The organism is Paenibacillus sp. MBLB1832, from assembly GCF_032271945.1.
GTDB lineage: Bacteria > Bacillota > Bacilli > Paenibacillales > NBRC-103111 > Paenibacillus_E > Paenibacillus_E roseopurpureus.
This window is the reverse complement of record NZ_CP130319.1, coordinates 4,353,911-4,379,236: the sequence shown is the minus strand read 5'-3', so window position 1 is coordinate 4,379,236 and position 25,326 is coordinate 4,353,911. Positions and strand designations below refer to the sequence as shown.

Genomic DNA, 25,326 nt, shown 5'->3' with positions numbered 1-25,326 from the left:
TGTTACTTTTTGGGTGACACTATTTTTCTGTGATATAATGACAACAAAAAGAGTTGAGACCGTGAAACCGAATTTCAGCATGAGAAGCCAAGCCTTTTTGAACAAACATTTCTCGGGAGAGGTCATTGATTATCGGCAAATTATTGCCTTGTACGTACCGATTCTCATTGATCAAGCCTTTCTCGTTAGCCTTAATTTATTGAATACCGCCATGATTTCCTCATCGGGTGTTGCAGCGGTAAGTGCCGTGAGTATGATTGATTCGCTGAATATTTTTCTAATCAGTGTATTTATCGCAGTTTCGACGGGAGGAACCGTCGTTGTCGCCCAGTATAAAGGCAGCGGCAATGCGCGCATGTTCGCGAAAGCTGCGGCCAGCTCCGTTTCCACTGTCTCCTTGATAGCGCTTGGTTTGAGCCTTACGATTCTAGTGTTTCATCATTCAGCCCTATCGCTCTTGTTCGGAAATGCAGAACAAGATGTATTTGCGAATGCCAAAACGTACCTGATTGGAAGCTGCTTGTCTTACGTAGGAATTGCCATTGTGGAGGCTGTTTGCGGTGCATTACGAGGAATAGGAAAATCCCGAGCGTCATTAAAGCTTTCTTTGATTATGAACTTATCCTACGTCGTATTGAATGTTATTTGTGTTAACTTTTTGCATATGGGCGTACATGGTTTAACGATTGCCATGAATATTTCGAGATATGGGGCAGCTGTCATTGCACTTCTATACCTGTTGAAATGGGATACGAATTTCCAATTACGACTGAGAGATATGCTGCACATGAATATAGCCATGATTCGAAAAATAAGTTTTATTGGGCTGCCGTTTGCTGCAGAACAGCTATTCTTCAATGGCGGAAAGCTGCTCACTCAAGTATTTATCGTTAGTCTAGGGACGCACGCTTTGGCAACGAATGCGATTGGCGGCTCGTTGGCAAGCGTCTTTCAGATTCCGTCTGCTGCGCTGTCTCTGACAATGGTCACAGTAATCGGCCAGTGTATTGGCGGCAGGAACATTCAAGATGCCCGGAAATTCGCGAAGTCGTTTCTCGCGCTTTCCTCGTTTACTTTTGTACTCATGGCGCTCATCTTATTGCCTTTATTTCATCCGATTGTCAGCTTATTTCATCCCCCAGCGGATATTTTGCACGATCTGTTCATCGTCACCCTCATCAACGCCATTGCTCAAATTCCATTGTGGCCATTCAGCTTTCTTTTGCCAGCAGCGCTAAGAGCCGCAGGAGATTCCAAATTCACGTCCATGACGTCCATGCTTTCGATGTGGTTGTTTCGTGTAGTGCTTGGTTATGTGCTAGGTATTGTGTTCGGTTTCGGCATTATTGGCGTGTGGTTAGCGATGAACATTGAATGGGGCGTAAGAGGATTGGTCTTCCTGCTGAGGTTCCGCGGGGACAAGTGGTATCAGCATCGTTTAATTGAAACAGACACGGATAAAAAATAAATCAAAGGCTCGGAAGGCAGTTAACCAACTGTCCTCCGAGCCTTTATGTTTCTAAAACGCCCAGCTTCCCTTACGGAAGATCGGTTCGATTGTGCCATCAGCGTGTTCCCCGTCAATATCCATCTCGGCGGAGCCGATCATGAAATCGACGTGAATGAGACTGTCATTCAGACCAGCTTGCAGCTGCTCTTCTTTGGACATCTTCGTCCCATCCTCGATACAAGTCGGGAAAGCTCGGCCGAGTGCCAGATGGTTGGATGCATTTTCATCATAAAGCGTGTTGAAAAAGATCAAATTCGTGTTCGAAATCGGAGATACATGCGGCACCAACGCGATTTCGCCAAGGAAATGTGCGCCTTCATCCATTTCGATCATCGCTTGCAGGGATTCAAAGCCTTGCTCTGCTGTATAGTGCGTCACGCGACCTTGCTCAAATGTAAGGGAGAAGTTGTTGATGAGATTGCCCTGATAGCTCAGTGGCTTCGTGCTGCAAACCGTGCCGTTCGTCCCAAGACGAAGCGGCGAGATGAACACTTCTTCCGTCGGAATGTTCGGGTTGAAATCGAATCCGCCTGTTTCGTTCGTAGCAGAACCTCCGCGCCAGATATGATTCGGCGGCAGTTCGACGGTAAGTGCGGTGCCTGGCGCGCGGTAATGAATTTTATGAAATTGCTTGTCATTTAATTGCTCGCGCTTACTCCGAAGGGTGGCATTGTGCCCCTGCCAGGTTTGGACAGGATCCTCTTGATCGACGCGAGTCGCTTCGAAGATGGCATCCCATAGGGCAAGAACGGCGGCTCTGTCTTCCAGATCAGGAAACACTTTCTGAGCCCATGCGAGCGAAGGTGCGGCGATGATCGACCAGGTCATTTTGTAGGAGGACATATATTCGCGCCATTTCACGAGCTTAGGCCCTGCCGCTTTGCCATTATTAGCAATTCGAGTGGGATCTACGTCCTTCAACAGCTCTGGGTTATCTGCGTCGATCCATAGGTATGCGCCGTTGTTCTCAGCTAATTCGGTTAAAGCCTGTGCACGCCAAGTCGGATACTCATGAAATGCCTCATCAGGCGCGTGTGTATAGCGAATTTGTGTGCAAATTTCATCCTGCCATTCAATATGTACATGTTTGGCGCCAGCTTCATAAGCTTTGCGCGTAATGAGACGCACGAATTCAGGGTGATGAATCGGTGCGTTAATCCAGACGGTTTGTCCTGTTTGGACGTTTAAAGCTACACGTACCGTTAACTCTGCGTATTTCTCGAGATTGCTTTCGAAACCCATCTTACCATGCCTCCTATACTCATCTTGCTTGCAGTTTATCCTGCCGTCAGCCGACTGTCAAATAAATTTTACCGTCGCGTTTTTTTGAATGTACTTGGGGATTCTCCGTACCATTTCCGGAACTGATTGGAGAAATGATTATAGTTCTGAAAGCCGACATCATAGCACACTTCAGAGGCGCTGCGCACCGAATCCTGAAGCAGAAGAACAGCTTGCTGGATGCGCATGCGATTCAACGAGTCAATAATGGATAGTCCTGTACTTTCCTTAAAAAGATGGGATAACCGCGAGGGGGAAAGCCCAACCGCTTTGGCCAATTCATCGATCCGTATCGGCTGCCGCATCATCTTGGATAGCAAGTACTGAACCTCTTCAATACGCGCATCGATCTTACGTGCGGATTTCTGTGCAAGGAGCAGAAGCAGCTCTCGCACTGAAGCGATGCATAGCTCCATCCAGTAATCGCTGCGCTCCCGAGAATCGGCCAATATACGCATGAACGCATGATGAACACGCTCGCGCAGGGAGTCATTTTCGATCGACATATGCAGAACAGGTTGGTCGGGAAGCAGACTCGTTTCCGTCAAACTGTCAGGGAAGTGGATCCAGACGAATTGCCAAATCGCTCCAGGTGCGGTTCCATAGTGCTGCTGAGCGTGAGGACGAACCAAAGCGAAATCGCCTTCTCGGCAGTTGTGTGTTTGGTCTAAAGAGCGAAAGAAGCCTTCCCCTCCTAGTGTGTAGGTGAGCAGCCAATCCTCACGGCCTTGCGGGCGTTTCGTCACATAGGTATCGGTTTCTGTAAAATGCCCTGCCAATAAGTGAAATTCATCGAATTGCAAGAAGTCTTCGCCTTCTTTCCTAAGAGCAGTTATTCTGACAATTATACCAGAATGATAGCAGGATTGTAGGAGTCATTAGCACGATGCTTACTTCTTTGGTAAGGCTGAATTCCGTATGCTAAAGCTAAGATCGTTGTGAAAGCCAATATCGAAAGGAATGAATACTATGACAGAATCGAATCGTCAATTCTTATCGGAAGAGCAGAAGAAATTTTTTGCAAGGGAAGGGTATCTTGTGGTGAAAGGATTGTTTAGTGAAGAGGATCTTGCCACCTTGGATGAAACGTTCGAAGCGATTAGTCAGCAACAGATTCCTGGTTATTTCGAGCCTGATCTTCACGCAGGTGAAGAGGACCCGCTAAAGCGCTATCCGCGTGTCATGCATCCGCATCGTTTCAATGAGACAGCGAAATCGTACATGCTGCATGCGCCTGTCCTTGACGTTTTAGCAGATTTGTATGAGGAAGAGCCGATTGCTGCGCAAAGCATGTTTTACTTTAAACCGCCAGGCTCGCGTGGGCAAGCGCTGCATCAAGATAATTTCTACTTGCAGGTAGAGCCAGGCAATTGTATTGCGGCGTGGACGGCTATCGATGCGGCCGATGAGGAGAATGGCGGTTTGCTCGTCGTCCCGAAAACGAATGATTATGCGCTCGTGTGCCCTGAAATGGCAGATGCGAAGGAATCGTTCACGACGCATTATGTGAAGCCGCCGAAGGAGGAAGGCGTGCTGCCGATCCGCATGGATCGGGGCGATGTGCTCTTTTTTAACGGCAATCTCATTCATGGATCGTACCGAAATAAAACGAGGGATCGCTTCCGCCGCGCATTCATCTGTCATTATGCGAATGCTTCAGCCACGCAAATTAACCAATACTACCGCCCCTTATTTAGGCGTAATGGCGAGCCTGTAGATCTAGCCATCAATCCAGATGGCGGTCCTTGCGGCACGGAATTTCAACCGGTATATCCACACTAACACTGAATGGAAATTTGACAATTGTTTACACTAGGGGAGGAGGTGAATTGCGTTTATGCGCTATGAATGGTTGTTGGGTTTACTCTTGCTAGCCCAGCCGAAGGGGGTGCCCTTCGTACTAACAGATGATTCGAACGGGGGGCGAGTGGCCGAGATTCAGCGGGAGCCGTACGCGATCCCACTGCTGGATGTGCCCTTAGTCGATGATCAGAAACTAACTCGCTTAACGGAGCAGATGGAGAAAGCGATCTATCGAAAACCGGTTAACGCGACGATTAATGACAGCGGTGGCATCGTGAAGGAAATGTCGGGAATTCGCCTCAATCGGCGAGCATTTCGAGAACAGTTTTATAGCCGCTTTTATGATGAGGGACCGTTGAAGATGGAGCTGCCCGTGCAATTCATCTATCCCAAGGTAGACAGTGAACTTCTTGCCAGTATTCGTGTACGTCCTATCGGCTATTATGTGACCTATTTCAATTCTCGCAATCATCACCGCTTCACAAATCTCAAGTTAGCTTCTCAAGCGATCAACAATTATGTCGTACAGCCGAATGAAACGTTCTCGTTCAATCGTGTAGTCGGTGTTCGTACACCAAGTCGAGGCTATTTGCCAGCCAAAATCATTGTCAGGGGAGAGTTCTCCGAGGGAATTGGCGGCGGGATATGCCAAATATCCTCGACGTTATTCAACGCAGTGGATCGTGCGGGATTAACGATCATCGAACGTTATTCGCACAGCCGATCTGTGCCATATGTTCCACATGGAAGGGATGCCACAGTCAATTGGGGCGGACCTGATTTCAGTTTTCGCAACGATTATAACCAGCCCATCTTAATCCGGGCACGGGCCTTAGATGGGCGTGTGTATGTGAGCATCTCGTCCTCCGATGTCATTAACTATAAGCCGCGGCATGTGCAAGGCGTTACAGAAACGATTCCTGAAGAAATTGAGACACATATCGATGTGGGAGATCACAAGGACCGGGCGATGCCTTCGGAGTAGAAGGTCAAGATATGCATATTTCAAGAAATAAAAGCACGAAATCGCAAGATTCCATCCCTTTCTTTTGCTAAAATATAGGGCAGATCATTCAGCTTGAGAAGGGTGGAAATCGAATCATGAAACCGTTTTTAGATGAGAATTTCTTATTAACGAATGAAACTGCTGTTCATTTATTTCATGAATATGCGAAAGAATTGCCGATTATTGACTATCACTGCCATCTAAGTCCGAAGGAAATCTATGAGAATAAGCAGTTCGCCAACATTACAGAAGCTTGGTTGTACGGGGACCACTACAAATGGCGGATGATGCGTGCGAATGGTGTTGACGAATCCAAAGTTACGGGCGGAGCAAGCGACTATGACCGCTTTGTAGCTTGGGCTTCAACACTTCCAATGGCGATCGGCAATCCGCTCTACCATTGGTCACATATGGAGTTGCAAACGTATTTTGGCGTTCACGACATCATCAATGAACAGAATGCGCCTGCGATTTGGGAAAAAGTAAATGCGAAGCTGGCGGAAGGGAATTCGCGTGCCAGAGACCTGATTACGAATTCGAAGGTTACCGTGATCTGTACAACGGATGATCCTGTGGATTCCTTGGAATACCACATCAAGATCAAAGAGATTGCTGATTTCACGACGCAAGTGTTGCCTTCTTACCGCCCAGATAAGGCGTTAGAAATCAATCGCGCGACGTTCCTGCCGTGGATTGCTGCATTAGAAAAAGCAGTAGGTACACCGATCCGCACCTATGATGACTTGCTAGCAGGACTCGAGAGCCGCGCGGTGTTCTTCGATTCCGTTGGCTGTAAAGTGTCTGACCACGCATTGGACTACGTGCCATATGCAGTAGCGACCAAAGAGGAAGTTGACGCGATTTTCGCGGCTGGACTTGCTGGTCAGCCTGTTAGCCTGGAAGACGAGAAGAAGTACAAAGCGTACACGCTGCTCTTCCTTGGCGGCATTTATAAGAAGCTGGATTGGGCAATGCAGTACCATATCAATGCGTCCCGGAACAACAATGGACAAGCGTTCGCGAAGCTCGGCCCTGATACAGGTTTTGACTCCATCGGAGACAGCCCTGTTGCCGCTGCTTTGACAGGTTTATTGTCGTCATTAGCTGTGGCGGATTCGCTGCCTAGAACGATTCTGTATTCCTTGAATGCGCGCGACAATGAAATCCTTGCATCCTTGATGGGCAGCTTCCAAGGCGACGGCATTCCAGGCAAAATCCAGTTGGGCGCAGCATGGTGGTTCAACGATACGCGCGACGGCATGGTTTCCCAAATGAAGTCATTGGGTAACTTTGGTTTGCTAGGTCGTTTCGTTGGCATGCTGACGGATTCCCGCAGCTTCTTGTCCTACACGCGTCACGACTACTTCCGCCGCATTCTGTGTAACTTGATCGGCGAATGGGTTGAAGCGGGCGAGTTCCCGAACGACGAGCAGCTGCTCAAGCAGCTGGTTCAATGCATTTCCTATAACAATGCGAAGCAATACTTCGGTTTTTAATCACGTAAGCATAAAAAGTCTGTCTTCACCGAGATCTCTCGGGAGGACAGACTTTTTTGCAATATTTACGGTTCCCTCATTCCCAACCCCGGACCCCGTGTTTCCAATACAATATAGTGATGAAAATCATCACTTCGGATGACATTTCCGGCTAGGAACTCTCTAAAATGATGAAAAATCACCTTTCAGCAGGTGCAAGCCGCGCGGATCATCCTTTACAAGGTGAAGCGAGCTTATAGTAATTATGCATTTTAAGCGGATCAAACCTGTCGTAGTAGACAACATCGGCGAACAAGGTCGGATTTGAAAGTCCGAGTTATTTCATCAAAACGTTCAAAGCGCTTAAGAGCCTGACACCTACGGAGTATCGGAAAATGATGACAAGCCCAGATGCGTCAGCTTCCGGCATTCCAGCGGAGTTTGCGACGTAACTTGTTTGAATACGCGGCCGAAATGAGCAACGCTATCGAAGCCCGCTTGCTCAGCAATATGAATGACCTTCAGCTTCGTTTCCCGAAGCAGCCGCTGCGCTTCACGGATTCGAATATTGTTCAAGTATTCAACAAAGGAGAAGCCAGTTGTTTCCTTGAAAGAGCGGCAGAAGTAACTAGGACTTATATGAAATTTGTCTGAGATGGACGCTAAATTCAGACGCTCATGGAAATGCTCGTTGATGTAGGACGCGATTTCGAAAATTTTGGGATTATGCGCCTGCGGATGCTCATGCTCGTCCACGGGATTCATCTGCTCCATCAGCCGTGTGCAGGCAACGAGCAATTGTGTGAGCAGCGCTTTGCTGTTGAGCTCCCACCCAGGCAGTGCCTGCGACTGCTCGCGCAGCATGCTGAAGAGCAAGTTCTCGATGAGTGTCCGATTCGCACCCAACAATGTGAAAATATGCTGCTTCTGTCTGAATGGAGCGAGTGCAATCTCATGGGTATCTTTACCCATTGTGTGGACCCAGCTGTCGTCGAAACTAACGAGAATTCGTTCATGCGGCAGCGCGTTCGCGTCCAGCGTTTTGTGCAGTTTATTTTTATCAATAAAAACGAGATCGCCTTCTTGCATGAAATAGGAACGATCCTGGATGAAATAGTAACGTTTTCCATTAAGTAAATAGTAAATTTCATACGTGTCATGAAAATGGTTGACTGGCATGGAGAATTTATACTCCCTGCGAATCCGTTCAATTTGGTAAAACATGGCAGGCACCTCATCTGTTGGTATGCTCCTTTCATTTTACAGCAAGATATGCAAGGAAATAAAGGTATTAAGTAATATTTGATTAGAAACACAACAAATATTGTATTAATCTTGCAGTAAGCGTTAAGGAGCATGCCATTACGAAAGGGGATTCATTCAATGAAAGCCAAAACACGTTATGCACTTGTAGGAACCGGGGGACGGGCTGAATTTTTCTACGGCGCCATGGTCAAAGATTTTCAAGAGACGTCAGAGCTTGTGGCGATTTGCGATAGTAATCAAACACGGATGAACTTTACGAATAACTTGCTTGCTGGAAAATATGAATATCATGCTGTTCCAACCTATAAAGCGGACCAATTCGAGGAAATGATTCGTGTGGAGAAGCCGGATTATGTCATCGTGACAACGGTCGACCGCACGCATCATACGTACATTATTAAGGCGATGGAGCTAGGTTGTGACGTTATTTCCGAGAAGCCGATGACGGTGGATGAGGAGAAATGCCAGGAAATTCTCGATGCGATCAAACGGACAGGGCGCCAGCTGCGTGTGACGTTTAACTATCGGTATGCCCCGCATAACACCAAAGTGCGCGAGCTCATTATGGATGGTACGATCGGCGATGTGCATTCCGTTCATTTTGAATGGCTGCTGAATACGGAGCACGGTGCGGATTATTTCCGCAGATGGCACCGTGATAAGCGCAATGGCGGCGGTTTGCTCGTTCACAAGTCGACTCACCATTTCGATCTTGTCAATTTCTGGTTAGGGACGCAGCCTGATACGGTTTTTGCCATGGGAGACCTAATGTTCTACGGGAAAGCGAACGCGGAGAAGCGCGGTGAAACGAAGTTTTACCAACGGGCAACAGGCAATGCCTATGCGAAGGAAGATCCGTTCGCGTTGCATTTGGATACGAATGAGCATCTCAAAGGTCTTTACTTGGATGCGGAGCATGAAGATGGGTATCAGCGCGATCAGAGCGTATTTGGTGATGGAATTAGTATCGAGGATACAATGGGCGTGATGGTCCGTTATAAAAATAAAGCGATTATGACCTACTCGTTGAACGCATATTTGCCTTGGGAAGGCTTCAACGTGCATATCAATGGCTCTAAAGGCCGCATCGAAATGCGTGTTGTTGAGAAATCCTATGTGAACTCAGGCGGAGATAAGGCGGATGAGGGTGCGTTGAAGCATAAATCGATCAAAGTTTTCCCGATGTTCGCAGCGCCGTATGAGGTAGAAATTGAAGAAGGCGTTGGCGGTCACGGAGGCGGAGATCCTGTGTTGTTGAAAGATATTTTCGATAAACCGTCGGATGATCGTTTCAATCGCGCAGCTTCGCATGTCGATGGCGCTATGTCTATTCTGACGGGCATTGCGGGCAATATCTCGCTTCGTACAGGCCAGCCTGTTGCGGTGGATAAACTAGTGAAGTTCTAAGGTGAAACGAGGGAACGCGATGTGGCATCCAGATGCTAGTATGGAGGCGCTCTATCAGTTGTATGAAGAGAAACGGGCGCGACAGCGTAAGGATTGGGCAGAACTGACCCAGGAGCAGATGAGGATGGAGCTTGCCCGGTCGTTAGAGGTTCCGCTGACGGGTGACGAATTGCGCCCCGTCCTTCTGGAACGGGTGGAGCTCGAAGACCACGTTCGCGAACGCATTGAATTCGGTACGCTGATGGGGATGCGCGTTCCCGCCTATGTCCTTCTGCCGAAGGGAAAGGCAGGGAAGTCTGCTGCTGTACTAGCTCTGCATGGGCATGGCTATGGCAGCAGACAGATTGTCGGTTTGAACGCAGACGGTACAGAGCATGTGAGGCCGTATGATCTCCATGGGAACTATGCACTGGAGCTGGTGCGACAAGGATTTGTTGTTATGGTGCCTGAAGTTCTGGGCTTCGGTGATCGAAGATTGGAAGCGGATCGGCAAAATGGTCAGGTTGGAAACAACTCTTGCCAGACCCTGGCATCCCATTTCATGCTGTATGGTATTTCCTTGGCAGGTGTTCGAGTCCAAGAAGCTCGACTTGCGTTGGATTATCTAGCGGGTCGTGAAGATGTAGATGCAAGCCGTATCGGCTGCTTCGGCTTTTCGGGAGGCGGACTGCTTGCGACATACTCGTCGGCACTTGACGCGCGGATAAAGGCGACGGTCTTGTGCGCTTTTGCCAATACGTTCAAAGGCAGCATTATGGCGGTTCGTCATTGCATCGATAATTATGTACCAGGTGTGCTCGGCTTTGCAGAGCTGCCTGACTTGATCGGATTGCTGGCTCCTCGTCCTCTGTTTATCGCATCGGGCAAACAAGATCCGATCTTCCCGATCGCAACGGCAGAGGAAGCTGTTTCGCAGGTGCGGCGCATCTATGAGGAGGCAGGCGAAGGGGACCAAGTGGGCGTTCATCTCTATGATGGCGTACATGAGGTGAATGGGAGTCAGGCGTATCCGTGGCTGGTTGAGGTATTGAGAAATAAGAAAGACGACTGAACGCGTTCAGTCGTCTTTTTACCCATTATTTCACGCGTTCACGTTTAATGCTTTCAATTATGTCCATCCGCTGTAGTCGTAATGCCTCGGAACGTATGGCGATGTCTGCCATCCTCACGAATGACGAGATCCGTCAAGTTCCAACGCCTCTTCTTTCTTAATCCTTCTAACTATGCTAACCTGATAGGATGGATTACTGGCATAGGAGGTGAGTGTGGTTGAAGCGCATATTAATAACAGGCTATAAGGCTTCGGAGTTGGGCATTTTTTCGATGAAGCATCCAGGTATTGCGATTATCAAAAAAGCGATTCAAAAGCGGCTCACGCCTTTGCTGGAAGAGGGTCTCGAATGGGTAGTTGTCAGCGGGCAATGGGGTGTGGAGCTATGGGCGGCAGAAGCTGTTCTGGAGCTGAGAGAAAAGTTATATCCTGATCTGAAGCTTGCGGTCATAACGCCTTTCCTCGAACAGGAAGAGAAATGGAGCGACGATAAAAAGAGCAGCTATGCCAGTGTCATACAGCGTGCGAACTATGTGAACAGTGTGACGAAGACGAAATATGAGGGCCCATGGCAATTTAAAGAACGCGATAAATTTGTGCTGCGGAACTCGGATGGCATCTTGCTTGTCTATGATGAAGAGACGGAAGGTTCTCCGAAATTCATGAAACTGCAAGCTGATCAGTTAGTGGCCCGGCATGCATATACTGTGATCACGATTAACGCGTTGGACCTGCAGAATGTCTCAGAGGACGAGCATGGCGACTACGCGGGAGAGCTAAACGAAGATAAATACGAAGATTCGGGCATACATACAGATAAATGGCATTTTGATGATGATATATAAAAAGGACGCTTCACAGGTCGATGGACCGCGGTGGCGTCCTTTTTCGTTCAGAATTCAGTATAATCGCCCAATAAAACAAACATAAAAATAATTATTCAAAAATAAACAAAGACATGATATGATGAAACCATCAAAAACAAACATAGGGAGTAAAGCGGTGAGACTTTGATCTTCGCTCAAAGATCCCTATATTAGGAGGGCTACAAAATGGTTGCGAATTTATGGGAAGCGTCAAAAGCGAATGCACTATCAAAAGGTGTAGAAGAAATTGTGTATCGTTCTAACTTGCTCGGAACGGATCGCGCTGTTTGTAACTGGGGCGGCGGCAACACGTCTTACAAAACGATCGAGAAAGATTTCCGCGGTCGCGATGTGGAAGTGATGTGGGTGAAAGGCAGCGGATCTGACCTTGGCACAATGAAAGCAAAGAATTTCACAGGCCTGCGCATGGAAGATATTCGTCCATTGATCGAGCGTGACGAAATGTCTGACGAAGAAATGGTTGCTTATCTGGCGAATTGCATGATCGACAGCAAACATCCGCGTGCTTCCATTGAGACACTTTTACATGCCTTTTTACCTTTCAAAAATGTGGATCACACGCATCCTGATGCAATTATTTCCCTCTGCTGCGCACACAACGGACGTGAGCTGGCGAAAGAAATTTATGGCGACCGTTTCGTATGGGTACCTTATGTGCGTCCTGGCTTTACACTTTCCAAAATGATTGCAGATGGCGTTCGTAACAATCCGAAGGCCGAGCTTGTTCTTATGGAGAAACACGGTCTTGTTACATGGGGCGAAACGTCCGAAGAGAGCTATCTCAAAACCATTGCTATCATTAATGAAGCAGCAAGCTTCATCGAGGCTCGCGTGAACGAATCGAACTTGTATGGCGGTTCCAAATATGAAACACTTAGCGTGGAAGCACGCAACGAGCTTCTAGCTCAAGTTTTGCCAATCGTACGCGGTGCGGTAAGCAACGAGAAGAAAATGATTTTGACAACAGATAGCGCGGATGATGTGCTTCAATTCGTGAACAGCCGTGATGCAGCAACGCTTTCCCAAGTTGGAGCAGCTTGCCCAGATCACCTTGTTCATACGAAAATGAAGCCTCTATATATCGACTGGAATCCGAACAATGGTGACGCAGCTTCCTTAACAGCAGCATTAGTTGCTGGCATCGAAGCGTATAAAGAAGAGTACAGGGCCTATTTTGACCGTAACAAAAATGAAGGCGACGTGATCAATGAAGCAGCTCCGCGTGTTATTCTGATTCCTGGTATCGGGATGATCAACACAGGCAAAAGCTGGGCCATGGCGCAAGTAAGCGGAGCGCTCTACCATCGTGCGATTTCCGTTATGAGAGGCGCTACAGCGCTCGGCACGTTCGTATCCCTTAGCGAAAATGAATCTTTTAATGTTGAGTACTGGCCTCTTGAACTTTATAAATTAACACTTGCTCCTGCAGAAGCTGAATTCTCCCGTCAAATTGCATTCATTACTGGCGGTGCTGGCGGAATCGGAAGCGTAACAGCTCGCCAATTCCTCAAAGACGGCGCGCACGTTGTGCTGGCTGACTTGAATTTGGAAGGCGCACAGAAGCTTGCAACTGAACTGAATGAGCAATATGGCGAAAACAGAGCAATTGCAGTTCGCATGGACGTAACAAAGGAAGAAGAAGTAGACGCAGCGTTCCGGGAGTCCATTCTTGGCTACGGCGGTATCGACATCATCGTGAATAACGCGGGTCTTGCGACGTCGAGTCCTTTCGATGAGACATCCTTGAAAGAATGGAACCTTAACATGAACGTGCTTAGCACGGGGTACTTCCTTGTTGCAAGAGAAGCGTTTAAAATTATGAAAAAGCAAAGCATTGGCGGCAGCATGGTATTCGTAGGCTCCAAGAACTCCGTGTTCGCAGGTAAAAATGCGTCTGCTTACTCCACAGCTAAAGCGGCTGAGATTCACTTGGCACGTTGTATTGCTGCAGAAGGCGGCGAGTATGGCATTCGCGTGAACTCCGTATTGCCAGATGCGATTCTGCAAGGTTCCGCGATTTGGAACTCCAACTGGCGCAATGAGCGCGCAGCTGCTTACGGCATTGAACCGGACCAATTGGAAGAGCACTATCGTAAGAGAACAACGTTGCTCGTGAACATTTTCCCGAAAGACGTTGCAGAAGCAATTGTATACTTCTCATCATCCAAAGCAGCCAAAACGACTGGCTGTATGTTAACTGTTGATGGCGGCGTACCTGCTGCTTTCACACGCTAATTCACCCTTAGGAGGCAACCAAACAATGAGCGATAAAGCCTACGCATTATTTGAAGAACAGCAAGCCCTGAGAGGGATCGATCTATCAGCTGTTAAAGCGAAATTAAAAGCTCTTAGAGTTGAGACGCCTTCATGGGGATACGGAGACTCAGGAACACGCTTCAAAGTGTACAAACAAACAGGCGTCCCGCGTAATCCTTTTGAGAAATTCGAAGATGCGGCGCAAGTTCATAAGCTGACGGGTGTATGCCCGTCGGTTGCGGTCCACATTCCATGGGACAAAGTCGATGACTATGCGAAGCTGAAGCAGCATGCGACTGACTTGGGCGTTTCTATTGGTGCGGTGAACCCGAACCTGTTCCAAGAGGATGATTACATTTTCGGAAGTGTAACGAACTCCAATGCGGCCATTCGTCGTAAAGCGACGGATCACTTGCTGGAGTGTGTGGACATCGCCAAAACAGTTGGCTCGGATGTATTGAGCCTGTGGTTCGCAGACGGTTCCAACTATCCAGGTCAAGTCGATATCCGAGCGCGTAAAGCGTGGATGTACGAGGCGCTCAAAGAAATGTATAACGCAATGACGCCAAATATGCGCATGCTCATCGAGTATAAGTTCTATGAGCCAGCGTTCTATCACACGGATTTAGCTGACTGGGGCATGGCGTTCAATTTGGCCAACAAATTGGGCCCGCAAGCTGAAGTGCTTGTAGACACAGGTCATCACCCGCAAGGAACGAACATCGAGCACATCGTAACGTATTTGTTGGATGAGAATAAACTAGGCGGCTTCCATTTCAACTCCCGTAAATATGGGGATGATGATTTGATCGTTGGATCTGTGAATCCTTATGAATTGTTCCTGATTTTCTATCAAATCATTGATGCAGCGAATGATAAGAATTCATTGATTCGTAAAGCAGCTGACAATATTGCTTATATGATTGACCAAAGTCATAACATCGAGCGTAAAATTCCAGCGATGCTGCGTTCCGTTCTTAACGTTCAAACACAATACGCGAAAGCACTGCTAATCAACCTGGAAGAAGTGAAAGCTGCGCAAGAGAATCAAGATGTGCTTGGCGCTGAAGATGCTGTACGCTCAGCATTTGAGTTTGATGTAACGCCGCTTCTTCAAGCCGTTCGTGAAGAAATGGGCGTGCCGGTTGATCCGATGAAAGCGTACTTGGCTAGCGGCTATGACGAGAAAATCAATGCGCGCGGCAAGGGCGGTGCGAGCTGGTGAGTTCATCATCGACCGTTCTGGCATTTGATTTGGGGGCAAGCAGCGGCAGAGCGATCGTCGGACGACTTGATTCCGAAGCGGGCCGTATCACGATCGAGGAAATTCACCGCTTTTCGAATGATCCAGTGCGGGTGGGCAACCACCTTCATTGGGACATTTTGCGGTTGCTTCATGAGCTGAAGCAAGGCATTTTACAAACGAAACATCGGGGCTACACAGCAATTGAGAGCTTGGCCATTGATTCATGGGCAGTCGACTTCGGATTACTGGCTGCCAATGGCGAGCTGTTGGGGAACCCATATCATTATCGGGATCATCATACGGATGGCGTCATGGCTAAAGTGATCAGCGAAGTAGGTCGTGAAAAGCTGTATGCCGCAACAGGGCTGCAGTTTTTGCAATTCAATTCAATTTTTCAGTTGTATGCGTTAAAAGACAACAATCCCGAGCTGCTTGATCGCGCCGCAACATTTCTTATGATTCCAGATTTACTGCGCTATTTCTTAACGGGAGAGAAGCACAGTGAGTATACCAATGCGACAACGACACAGTTGTACAATGCAACCAGCTTAACGTGGGATACACAGTTGATCGAGCAGCTGGGCCTCCCAGCTTCGATCTTCCTGCCGCCCGTTGCATCAGGGTCGCGTGTGGGTGCACTGAGTCCATCTGTTTGCGAGGAATTGGATGTCCCATCCATTCCAGTCATCGCCGTTGGCGAGCACGATACAGCGTCAGCTGTCGTTGCGGTTCCTGCATTGGACGATGATTTTGCCTTCCTGAGCTGTGGTACATGGTCATTGCTTGGTTCCGAAACCGATAATCCTGTTCTCACCGAGCAAGCGTTAGACTGGAATTTCACGAATGAAGGCGGCGTTTACGGCACCAACCGCTTATTGAAGAACATTATGGGCTTATGGCTCATTCAAGAATGCAAGCGCACATGGGAAAAAGAAGGGAAAACGGCCAGCTTCGCAGAGCTTGCGAAGCAAGCGGAATCTGTGAAACCGTTCCAATTCTTCATCGATCCGGATGATGATATGTTCTTGAATCCAGCGCATATGCCGAAGCAGATTCAGCACTATTGCCGTGTCACAGGTCAGGTTGTTCCTGAAACGGACGGAGAAATTGTACGTTGTATCCTAGAGAGTTTAGCGATGAAATATCGCTTTATTCTGGAGCGAACGGAGCAGCTTACGGGCAAGTCGTACCGCGGCCTGCACATCGTCGGAGGCGGCATCCAGAACGAGCTCCTGTGTCAATTCACTTCCAATGCTACAGGACGTGAGGTATGGGCAGGTCCTGTTGAGGGTAGTGCGCTAGGAAACCTTGTAGTACAATGGATAGCACTAGGGTATATCGCGAATTTGCGCGAAGCCAGGAAGCTGATTCGGAATTCGTTCCCAGTCAAGACGTATCATCCAACGGGTGGCGCGGGCTGGCAGGCGGCGTATGACAGGTTCTGCACAGCGGCCTCCCTATAGACGGTGAAATGAGGGGTAACGATGCTTGTAGCGGAGAGATGGCAGAGAATCGTTCAATTAGTAAATGAAAAAGGAAGCATGCGCGTCACTGAGCTAAGCGAGCTGTGCCAAGTGACCGAAGAAACGATTCGTCGTGACTTGGATCGGTTGGAAAGTGAAGGCAAGCTAATGCGCAGTCATGGCGGCGCTGTCAGTGTGAAGGAAGCGCAGACGGAAGTGCCCTTCCTGGAGCGGGAAACAGCGCATGCAGATTTTAAGAACAGCATTGCGAAGCAAGCTGTTTCACATATTGGGGAAGGGGATCGCATCATTCTTGACGCGAGCACCACGGCTTGGTATATGGCGAAAATGATTCCCGATATGGCCATTACCATTATCACGAATTCGATGAAGGTTGCCTTGGAGGTAAGTGCCAAGGAGAAGATACAGGTCATCTCGACAGGCGGTTTGCTTTCGCCGAAGTCACTATCCTATGTAGGACCTTTATCCGAGCGATCGCTCGATATGTATCACGCGCATAAGCTGTTCCTTTCTTGCAAAGGGGTCCATGTCCAGCGAGGCATTAGTGAATCGAATGAGCTGCAAGCGCTCATTAAGCGCAAAATGATCTCCATCGCAGACGAAACCTATCTGCTTGCCGATCATAGCAAATTCGGTACGCAAGCGTTGACGCAAGTAGCTGGGTGGTCAGACATTCAGTATGTCATCACGGATCGCCTGACGAGCAAAGAGGCGCTTAATCGGATCAGTGATAAGGGCGTACAAGTACGCCAACTAGAATAACAATGCAAACAGCCGCCCCACGTGGTGTGGGCGGCTGTTTGTGCTATCTCACATACCACTCGCCAGACACCCAGTCCGTGGATTTCCAACGAAGAACATCTGGATTCGCCAGATGCATAATTTCCTTGAGGAAATCGAGCTGCTCCAAGTCGGTCATCGGCATAAAGTTTTTGGCGATCGCCAAATTTTGCTCCAATTGCGCCATCGACTCCATACCAACTATGGCCGTTGAGATCGGCAGTGACAGTGTGTATCTCAACGCCTTCTCGTACCAAGGCGCTAATTTACCGAGTGCCATGACTTTCATGCCAATGATGGCAATGCCTTTCTCATTCGCTTTCGGCAGAAATTCATGGGCAAAGCTGTATACCAAATGATCAGCCGCCGATAGAGCGACAAGCGCGCTGTCAAATGGATAGCGATCAATCGCTTCCAGCTGCACTTTAGGATTCGTATGACCGCTGATCGAAATATGCTTGATCATGCCTTGGTTTTTCGCCTCAATTAATGCCTCGAGAGCGCCCCCTTTGGCGAAACACTGATCGAGCTCTTCCATTTTCATAACGTTATGCAAGCGCCATTCCTCAACATGATCCGTCCCCAAACGCTGAAGACTCGCTTCGAGCAGCCGCATAGAACCATCACGTGTGCGATCATGCGTCTTCGTGGCAATCCACACCTCGTTTCTGCGGTTATGCAGGGCCAAGGCTTTGCCTAAGCGCTCTTCGGATTGCCCAGCAGAGTAGCTCGGCGCCGTATCAAAATAGGTGATTCCTTCATCAATGGCACGATTTACAATCTGAATGGCTTCCTCTTCGGAGCAGTTATGCTCATCGACGATCCGCTGCGCACCAAAGCTTAATATCGAAAACTGCTGCCCTGTAGAGCCAAAAGGCCGTTTTTCCACTGCCATCATTCCTCCTCATCAACAAACGTTGGTCATTCTGTACTATCGTTCCCCTAATATCTACCAAGACATACCAATTTTACTACGTCTCCCCTATATGTTCTACAAGATCGTATCAAGCAGGAATTTACGCCTATTTGGTGTAATTTTAAACGAACAACGATATACCAATTTTCGTCATAATTTGAACACTTTTTACATGATATACGTGACTTTAGTCCTACTTTTTTTCGGAAAGGGATTGTAGTTATGCTCATTTCAACTTATGATGGATAGTAGAATATTCGATGGCAGGTAATGATGTTGTTTACATAAAGATTGGAAAAATAGAGAGCATACGGGGTGCTTATACATGGAAAAATCAACGATCATTGGAGTCGTTTTGGCCGGTGTATCCATTGGATTCGGGATGGTATTAAAAGGAGCTAGTTTAGGGGCTTTGCTGAACCCAGCGGCTGCTTTAATTATTTTTGGTGGAACGGCTGCAGCGTTGTTCAATGCGTTTTCACTGGAGGAGATCAAGAAAATTCCAGGGCTGCTCAAAATCATTTTTACCGAGCAAGCGCTCATGCCCAAGAGAGAATTGATCGAAAAGTTCGTTGACTGGGTTTCTATTACAAGACGTGAAGGGCTGTTATCCTTGGAGAAGCAAGCGGAAGAGCTTTCGGATCCTTTTATGAAAAGCGGCATGCGTCTCATTATTGATGGGAATGATCCTGATTTCGTACGCGACGTTCTGTTGGAAGACATTGCAGAGATGGAAACGAGACATAAGAAATATGCCAGTATTTTCACACAAGCTGGAACATATGCCCCGACGTTGGGGGTTCTCGGTGCCGTTGTAGGTCTTATTGCAGCGCTTGGGAATTTGAGCGAAGTTGAGAAGTTAGGACATTTGATTTCCGCAGCTTTCGTTGCAACAATGTTCGGAATTTTCTTGGGGTATGTGGTATTTCACCCTTTTGCCAATAAGCTCAAGACGAAGTCCAAAAAAGAAGTGGAAATTAAGCTGATGATTGTGGAAGGCCTCCTCTCCATTCAATCTGGGGTATCGGCCAATTCCGTGAAGCAAAAAATGATGATCTTCGTTGCGAATAAAGATCGTGAGAAATTTGAAGAAGGTGAGAAGGAGGGAGGCGCACGTGAGTAAAAAGAAGAAGCATGAGGAACATGAGGAACACATGGATGAAACCTGGCTTATTCCTTATGCGGATCTCCTAACACTGCTTCTTGCCTTGTTTATCATTTTGTTCGCGTCGAGTCAGGTGGATTCCAAGAAATATGATAAAATCATGCGTTCTTTAAATAGCGCGTTTAGCGGGGGCGAAGCGCCCTTCGCCATGTCAAACTTAATTCCGATTGAGGATGCAGCGAATTCAACGAAAAACAACCAGAAGAACCAGAATCCTCCTACCAAAGAAGAGGGCAAGGTAGAGAGCCAATTAGCTGCGAAGCTCGAGAAGGAAGAGAAGGATCTAAATGAATTGAAGAAGAGCATGGATGCCTTCATCAAAGAAAACAATATGAGTGAGCAGCTGACGACGAAGCTGGATAACGAGAAGCTCACCATCACGATTAGTGATCGCGCATTGTTCGATTCGGGTTCAGCAACGATCAAGCCGGAGTCGCAGAACCTGGCCATTTCGATGTCCACGTTGCTCGGCAAGTATCCTGGCTACCAGGTGGAAGTGGCTGGACATACGGATAATATTCCGATCCATCGCGCTGATTTCGAGACGAACTGGGATTTAAGTGCGAAGCGTGCCGTCAATTTCATGAAAATATTGCTAAACAACGTGAACATTCATCCTGCTTCCTTCTCGTCGGTCGGATATGGCGAGTACCGTCCAGTTGCCGACAATGCGACGCCAGATGGCAGAGCGAAGAACCGTCGGGTAGAAGTGAGCGTCCTCCGTAACATTAAGGCAACCGATCAAATTGCCAAATAAACTTCAAATAAGAAGAGCCGAAATCCTATAAGGGACTTCGGCTCTTTTTGACCACAATAGAAAGTATAAGTTTTCGCTTATCGAAAACGTCTTTCTATTTGGCGATAAAACCCACCTCTAAACGCGGTCGCTCATCCTTGAATGGCCTCGATAGAGGTTTTCTCATTATCCAATCTCAATCCAAGATTCCGCGATTTGAAATTTACTTATCTCCTTAAAAAGCTGCTGCGCTAGCTCCAGAATATCGTCCGATTCTTCGGCGATACGGTGGATGGAAGCATCCTGCTGGATGCTCGTGGAGTTCACTTCTTCAACCCCCGCAGCGGTTTCTTGGGCGATGGCGGCTACGAACTGGACAGAGTCCACCAGGCGATCGTTCTTGGATTGGGCTTGCCCAATCTTCTGATGAATCTGCTCAATCTGTTCACGGATGCCCAACGTGGATTGCTCAATGCGATAGAAGGAACCGAACGTTTCCTCCACGTGACTTGTTTGCGTTTGCGCTGATTCGCGCGCGTCTACCAGGGAGTGCTGAAGCTCAGCGATCTGACCTTGCAAATTTCCGATAATCGCGCTGATTGTTCTCGAAGAGCTATTCGTTTGCAGGGATAGTTCTCTAACTTCATCGGCAATGACAGAGAACCCGCGTCCATGAACGCCCGCTCTTGCGGCTTCAATGGCTGCATTTAAGGCCAGCACGTTCGTTTGCGTGGAAATGTCCGTAATCGAACGAACGATGGAACCGATCTGATTGGAGCTTGCGTTCAGCGTTTGCATAGCGGTGTCGACCTTTTGCAGTAGAAGCTGCGACTGCGCAGACGAGGCTTTGAGTGCCTGGACGGAAGCAGTTCCTTGCTGCACACCGACGGCCGCTTCATCGCTGCTTCGTTTCATATCGTTCGTGTAGGCACGGATACCACGGATTTCCGCTTCCAATTCCGCAATTAACACGGAGCTGATCTCTGTTTTCATTGCTTGCTCGTCTGCGCCCGTTGAAATTTCATGGATCGCTTTCAGAATATCCGTATTTGCCGAAGCCGTTAATTGGGAGAAGCGATGGAATTCATGGGAGTGATCCGACAACGAGGATGCGATCACTTTGGTAGCGCCAAGCATATGGCTGACTTGCCTAATCATGACGTCAAAGCTATTGCTTAACTGACCTAGCTCGTCTTTGGCTGTCGAGTTAATCGTCTGTGTCAGATCACCAGCGGCGATGCGCGATACAGCTTTTTGCAGGATGGAAATCGGACGTGTGAAGGATGTAATAATGAGAAAGGCAATGATCATGGTAAGGAAAAAGACGACAGCAGAAGCGATGAGCATGATGGAGCGGCTATCATCTAAAGCTTTGGTGGACGAGGCAATGGCTGAAGCGGCCCCATCTGCATATGTAAGGTAAAACTTATCAACTAAACCGAAGATACGATCTTTCAGCTCTTGGGATTCGCTATATAAGTACAACAGATTGATCTGCAAATCGGCAGGCTTCATAGCCGTATCCTGAACCATTTTCGCAGCGGTATCGAAATTGTTAATGTAATCAACGGAAGCTTGAATCAACTGGCTGCGCCATTTCTGCTGATCCGTGGTACTGGCCGTATTCCCAATCCGCGTAATCATCTCATTATAAGGTGTACGTTTACTATTGTACTTATCGATAAATTCTGGCTTTTTGGAAATCTCGAGCCCCGATGCGATGATGTTCATCTCTTGAACCATGTTTTTAAGCTCAAGCGCCATTACTTTCAAATCTACTTTATCGTTCTGATCGGTCATATGCTGTTTGATTTGTGTCACCTGGTACAGATTGAACAAGGCGACTGCTAAGAAAATAAGCAGAACCCCGCTGAAGCTGACGACTAGCTTCGTACGCATTGTTAAGTTCGACAATTTGAGTTTATTCATATGAATCCCTCCTATGTATAGACAAGCTTAGACATTTTTCTATCTAATTACTTATTAATATAGGGGGCTTCTATTAACTAAAGCGTCGAACTGTGTTAACGATTTGTAAATTAAAAGTTTTACATTACGTTAACGTTTCGCGGGTTTGGATTTTACATTCGGTTGGTACGATGTAGAAGTAAGGTCGTTCGACACACGCATGAGATGGGGATCGAACTTAACCAAAGTATAATCATAAATTCAAAGGAGGACATGCTAACTATGTTTAAGTTCATGTCGAGAAAAGGGATTACAGTAACACTTACAGCGGTTTTGATGATGGGGTCTTTGGTAGCTTGCGGTACGAAAACAGAAACGAAAGATGCAGCAGCAACAGCGGCGGCAACAGCGAAAGCAAGTGAAGCTCCTAAGAAAGAAATAAGTGGAACGGTTACTGCTTCTGGATCAAGCGCACTTCTTCCTTTGGTTAAACAAGCAGCAACTGAGTTTATGGAAAAGAACCCGAAAGTTACGATTAACGTAACAGCAGGCGGTTCAGGAACAGGAATCAAGAACGTAGCAGACGGTACATCCGATATCGGAAACTCCGACATTGAGCCAGGGGCTGAGTATAAAGATAAAGGTCTTGTTGACCACCAAGTCGCGATCGCGCCTTTCGCGCTTATCGTAAATAAAGATGTAAAAGTAGACAACTTAACGAAACAACAAGCAACAGATATTTTCACTGGTAAAATTACAAACTGGAAAGAAGTCGGCGGAAATGACGCCAAAATCGTGCTTGTTCACCGTCCAGAAAGCTCAGGATCCCGTGCACTTGTGAAACAAATCATTTTGGATGGCAAAGAGTTCTCCAAAGACGGTATCACGCAAGAAAACAGCGGTGCTGTGAAAACAGCGGTTGCTGGTCCATCAGGTTCAGGTTCTATTGGTTATGTAGATACACCATACATCGATGACACTTTAAAAGCTCTGAAAATTGATGGCGTAGCATACTCCGAAGAAAACATCAAAAACGGCACATACAAATTGTTCGGTGTTGAGCATATGTACACCAAAGGTGAAGCGAAAGATGCAACGAAGGCATTCATTGACTACATCACGACCAAAGAATTCCAGGGCAAACAAGTTCGTGATTTGAAGTTCTTACCAGCTGACTTGTTGAAAAAATAAGATCAACCTCATCAAGAGTGTTTGCATCCCTATGCAGACACTCTTTTTCGCATTTACAAAATCAAAACTTTTACATTCCCTTAACATTTCATTTACGATCCAATGACATTCGTATTCTATGATAGTAGTAAGTTCTTGTGTACCAGCAGAGAAGGGGGAATCACGCAGTGAATTCCATGATAGATCAACTAGCCAGTGTCAAATCAGATGAAGGTCGCCCTGTCATCTCCAAATGGACTCAAAATCAGCATCGACAAGATCGTCTCATGAGATGGATTTTCGTCGGCAGTGCTGCCCTTGTATCAGCCATTATTTTTTCAATTATTGCTTTCGTCGGTATGCAAGGCATTAAGACGTTTCAGGACGTGAGTCCATGGGAGTTTTTCTTCTCGACGGACTGGACGCCTGGTCAAAATAAATTCGGAGCTTTTCCGTTTCTGTACAGTACGCTGCTCATGACACTTGTGGCTGTCGTGATCTCCGTGCCATTAGCTTTGTCCGGCGCTTTATTTATGGCGAAAATCGCGCCGAAATGGATGCGTGAAATCATGCGTCCCGCGACTGATTTATTCGTGGGCATTCCATCCGTCGTTTACGGTCTGATCGGGATGACGGTGATTGTTCCCGCGCTCGGCAAGTTGACAGGCGGGATCGGCTATGGGATTTTGCCAGCGGCGATAATCTTGGCCATTATGATCCTGCCTACGATTCTTTCAATCTCGGAGGATGCCATTCGTTCGCTGCCCGGAAGATTGGAAGAAGCGTCGCTAGCATTGGGGGCAACACGGTGGCAAACGATGTGGCGCGTGCTGCTGCCAGCGGCTAGACCTGGGATTCTGACTGGGATCATTCTCGGCATGGGCCGCGCCATTGGGGAAACGATGGCGGTATTCATGGTCATCGGGAATTCACCGCAAATGCCGAAATCACTGTTAGATTCAACAACCGTCCTAACAACGGCAATCGTTAAAGATATGGGAAATACCAACTACGGATCGGCGTGGAACAATGCGTTATACATGATGGCTTTGCTGTTGCTCGTCATCTCGTTATCGCTCATTCTCATCATTCGGATCGTGGCTAAGAGGAGTGAACTGAAATGACAAGTAAAACAACAGACCGCATTGCAACCATCTACTTCTGGACATCAGGTATTGTCATTATTGGCATTCTCGCTTGGTTTCTCATCCGGATTCTAGGGGATGGGATCCCCCATCTGTCCTGGCATTTCATCTTCGGCAAGCCGGAAGAGATCAAAGCGGGCGGCGGCGTAGGACCGCAGTTATTTAACTCCTTCTATGTCCTTTTATTATCTCTTGTGATTTCGATTCCAATCGGTTTATTTTCTGGTATTTACTTGGCGATTTATGCGCAAAAAAATGGGTTTACCGACCTCGTCAGAATCTCGGTCGAGGCGTTATCTTCGGTACCGTCCATCGTCTTCGGACTTTTCGGATTTCTCTTATTCGCCAATTTGCTTGGGCTTAAATTTTCGATTCTTGGCGGCGCGGCGACGGTTGCGCTCCTGAATTTACCCGTCATGGTCCGGGTAACGGAGGAAGCGATTCGTACCGTACCTGACTCCTACTGGGAAGCAAGCTTGGCGCTCGGCTCTACGAAATGGCAAGCGATTCGCAAGGTACTGATTCCGGCTGCTTTACCGAGCCTCATTACAGGCATTACGCTAATTGCCGGCCGTGCGTTAGGCGAATCCGCGATTTTGATTTACACGGCGGGACTTTCCGTTTCACGCTTTTTCCCAGACTTCAATCCGCTTCGCATGGGTGAAACGTTATCCGTTCATCTGTGGTACGTGGGCGCTGAATCCTTAGTGCCAGATGCCAAGGGCATTGCCCAAGGAAGCGCAGCGCTGCTCCTGATTGTCGTACTGCTCTTTAATCTGCTCGTTTCGATACCAAGTCGAATCTTACAAAAAAGACTTTCCGGGGGGAAATAAC

General features: G+C 47.7%; 21 protein-coding genes. 16 read left to right on the top strand and 5 right to left on the bottom strand.

Features of this window, described 5'->3' with window-relative positions; translation table 11 throughout:
* Positions 1–37: 37 nt before the first annotated feature.
* Complete coding sequence (locus MJB10_RS19640; protein WP_314797456.1) at positions 38–1,468, top strand: MATE family efflux transporter; 1,431 nt, start codon at positions 38–40, stop codon at positions 1,466–1,468.
* A 51-nt stretch (positions 1,469–1,519) separates the two neighbouring features.
* On the opposite strand, the gene MJB10_RS19635 is transcribed toward MJB10_RS19640, so the two are convergent.
* Positions 1,520–2,752 carry an aminopeptidase gene (locus MJB10_RS19635; protein WP_314797454.1) on the bottom strand — a complete coding sequence of 411 codons (1,233 nt, stop codon included), beginning with the start codon at positions 2,750–2,752 and terminating at the stop codon, positions 1,520–1,522.
* A 68-nt stretch (positions 2,753–2,820) separates the two neighbouring features.
* Positions 2,821–3,594 carry a helix-turn-helix domain-containing protein gene (locus MJB10_RS19630; protein WP_314797453.1) on the bottom strand — a complete coding sequence of 258 codons (774 nt, stop codon included), beginning with the start codon at positions 3,592–3,594 and terminating at the stop codon, positions 2,821–2,823.
* 166 nt (positions 3,595–3,760) lie between these two features.
* Here MJB10_RS19630 and MJB10_RS19625 point away from each other — a divergent pair, with 166 nt between their 5' ends.
* The 3 genes from MJB10_RS19625 to uxaC all read left to right on the top strand — a co-directional run bounded on the left by MJB10_RS19625 (position 3,761) and on the right by uxaC (position 7,096).
* Positions 3,761–4,573, top strand: coding sequence for a phytanoyl-CoA dioxygenase family protein (locus MJB10_RS19625; protein WP_314797451.1), 813 nt, complete (start codon positions 3,761–3,763; stop codon positions 4,571–4,573).
* Between the two features lie 55 nt (positions 4,574–4,628).
* Positions 4,629–5,579: a VanW family protein gene (locus MJB10_RS19620; protein WP_314797449.1), complete on the top strand. Its 951-nt coding sequence runs from the start codon at positions 4,629–4,631 to the stop codon at positions 5,577–5,579.
* 116 nt (positions 5,580–5,695) lie between these two features.
* Entirely contained in the window at positions 5,696–7,096 is a 1,401-nt protein-coding gene (gene uxaC / locus MJB10_RS19615; RefSeq protein ID WP_314797447.1) for a glucuronate isomerase, read from the top strand.
* A 357-nt stretch (positions 7,097–7,453) separates the two neighbouring features.
* Here the strand turns inward: uxaC and MJB10_RS19610 are convergent, their stop codons facing one another.
* Positions 7,454–8,299, bottom strand: coding sequence for an AraC family transcriptional regulator (locus tag MJB10_RS19610; RefSeq protein ID WP_314797446.1), 846 nt, complete (start codon positions 8,297–8,299; stop codon positions 7,454–7,456).
* A gap of 159 nt (positions 8,300–8,458) precedes the next feature.
* On the opposite strand from MJB10_RS19610, the gene MJB10_RS19605 reads away from it, so the two are divergent.
* From MJB10_RS19605 to MJB10_RS19575, 7 genes are all read left to right on the top strand, one after another.
* Positions 8,459–9,748: a Gfo/Idh/MocA family oxidoreductase gene (locus MJB10_RS19605; RefSeq protein WP_314797444.1), complete on the top strand. Its 1,290-nt coding sequence runs from the start codon at positions 8,459–8,461 to the stop codon at positions 9,746–9,748.
* Positions 9,749–9,767: 19 nt separating this feature from the next.
* Positions 9,768–10,799 carry a dienelactone hydrolase family protein gene (locus tag MJB10_RS19600; protein ID WP_314797442.1) on the top strand — a complete coding sequence of 344 codons (1,032 nt, stop codon included), beginning with the start codon at positions 9,768–9,770 and terminating at the stop codon, positions 10,797–10,799.
* A gap of 218 nt (positions 10,800–11,017) precedes the next feature.
* Complete coding sequence (locus MJB10_RS19595) at positions 11,018–11,644, top strand: DUF1273 domain-containing protein (RefSeq protein WP_314797441.1); 627 nt, start codon at positions 11,018–11,020, stop codon at positions 11,642–11,644.
* Between the two features lie 207 nt (positions 11,645–11,851).
* A complete protein-coding gene (locus MJB10_RS19590; RefSeq protein WP_314797439.1) occupies positions 11,852–13,921 on the top strand; it encodes a bifunctional aldolase/short-chain dehydrogenase in 2,070 nt (689 codons plus the stop codon).
* 25 nt (positions 13,922–13,946) lie between these two features.
* Positions 13,947–15,167, top strand: a complete 1,221-nt coding sequence (gene rhaI / locus MJB10_RS19585; RefSeq protein ID WP_314797438.1) for an L-rhamnose isomerase — start codon at positions 13,947–13,949, stop codon at positions 15,165–15,167.
* Complete coding sequence (gene rhaB, locus MJB10_RS19580) at positions 15,161–16,651, top strand: rhamnulokinase (RefSeq protein WP_314805755.1); 1,491 nt, start codon at positions 15,161–15,163, stop codon at positions 16,649–16,651. The genes rhaI and rhaB overlap by 7 nt, the downstream gene beginning before the upstream one ends.
* Before the next feature lie 21 nt (positions 16,652–16,672).
* Positions 16,673–17,434: a DeoR/GlpR family DNA-binding transcription regulator gene (locus MJB10_RS19575; protein ID WP_314797436.1), complete on the top strand. Its 762-nt coding sequence runs from the start codon at positions 16,673–16,675 to the stop codon at positions 17,432–17,434.
* Between the two features lie 43 nt (positions 17,435–17,477).
* On the opposite strand, the gene MJB10_RS19570 is transcribed toward MJB10_RS19575, so the two are convergent.
* The gene (locus MJB10_RS19570) at positions 17,478–18,341 is read right to left on the bottom strand and encodes an aldo/keto reductase (RefSeq protein WP_314797435.1); all 864 of its coding nucleotides are present in this window, start codon (positions 18,339–18,341) and stop codon (positions 17,478–17,480) included.
* Between the two features lie 352 nt (positions 18,342–18,693).
* On the opposite strand from MJB10_RS19570, the gene motA reads away from it, so the two are divergent.
* Both motA and motB read left to right on the top strand, forming a co-directional pair.
* On the top strand, positions 18,694–19,491 hold the full coding sequence (motA, locus tag MJB10_RS19565; protein WP_314797433.1) for a flagellar motor stator protein MotA: 798 nt from the start codon (positions 18,694–18,696) through the stop codon (positions 19,489–19,491).
* On the top strand, positions 19,484–20,290 hold the full coding sequence (gene motB / locus MJB10_RS19560) for a flagellar motor protein MotB (RefSeq protein WP_314797432.1): 807 nt from the start codon (positions 19,484–19,486) through the stop codon (positions 20,288–20,290). Before motA ends, motB begins: the two co-directional genes overlap by 8 nt.
* A gap of 165 nt (positions 20,291–20,455) precedes the next feature.
* Here the strand turns inward: motB and MJB10_RS19555 are convergent, their stop codons facing one another.
* Positions 20,456–22,198, bottom strand: a complete 1,743-nt coding sequence (locus MJB10_RS19555) for a methyl-accepting chemotaxis protein (RefSeq protein ID WP_314797431.1) — start codon at positions 22,196–22,198, stop codon at positions 20,456–20,458.
* Between the two features lie 261 nt (positions 22,199–22,459).
* Between MJB10_RS19555 and MJB10_RS19550 the strand changes: the two genes are divergently transcribed.
* The 3 genes from MJB10_RS19550 to pstA all read left to right on the top strand — a co-directional run bounded on the left by MJB10_RS19550 (position 22,460) and on the right by pstA (position 25,325).
* Positions 22,460–23,368, top strand: coding sequence for a phosphate ABC transporter substrate-binding protein (locus MJB10_RS19550; protein WP_314797429.1), 909 nt, complete (start codon positions 22,460–22,462; stop codon positions 23,366–23,368).
* 167 nt (positions 23,369–23,535) lie between these two features.
* Positions 23,536–24,471: a phosphate ABC transporter permease subunit PstC gene (pstC, locus tag MJB10_RS19545; protein WP_314797427.1), complete on the top strand. Its 936-nt coding sequence runs from the start codon at positions 23,536–23,538 to the stop codon at positions 24,469–24,471.
* Complete coding sequence (pstA, locus tag MJB10_RS19540; protein ID WP_314797425.1) at positions 24,468–25,325, top strand: phosphate ABC transporter permease PstA; 858 nt, start codon at positions 24,468–24,470, stop codon at positions 25,323–25,325. Before pstC ends, pstA begins: the two co-directional genes overlap by 4 nt.
* The last annotated feature ends 1 nt before the right edge of the window (position 25,326 follow it).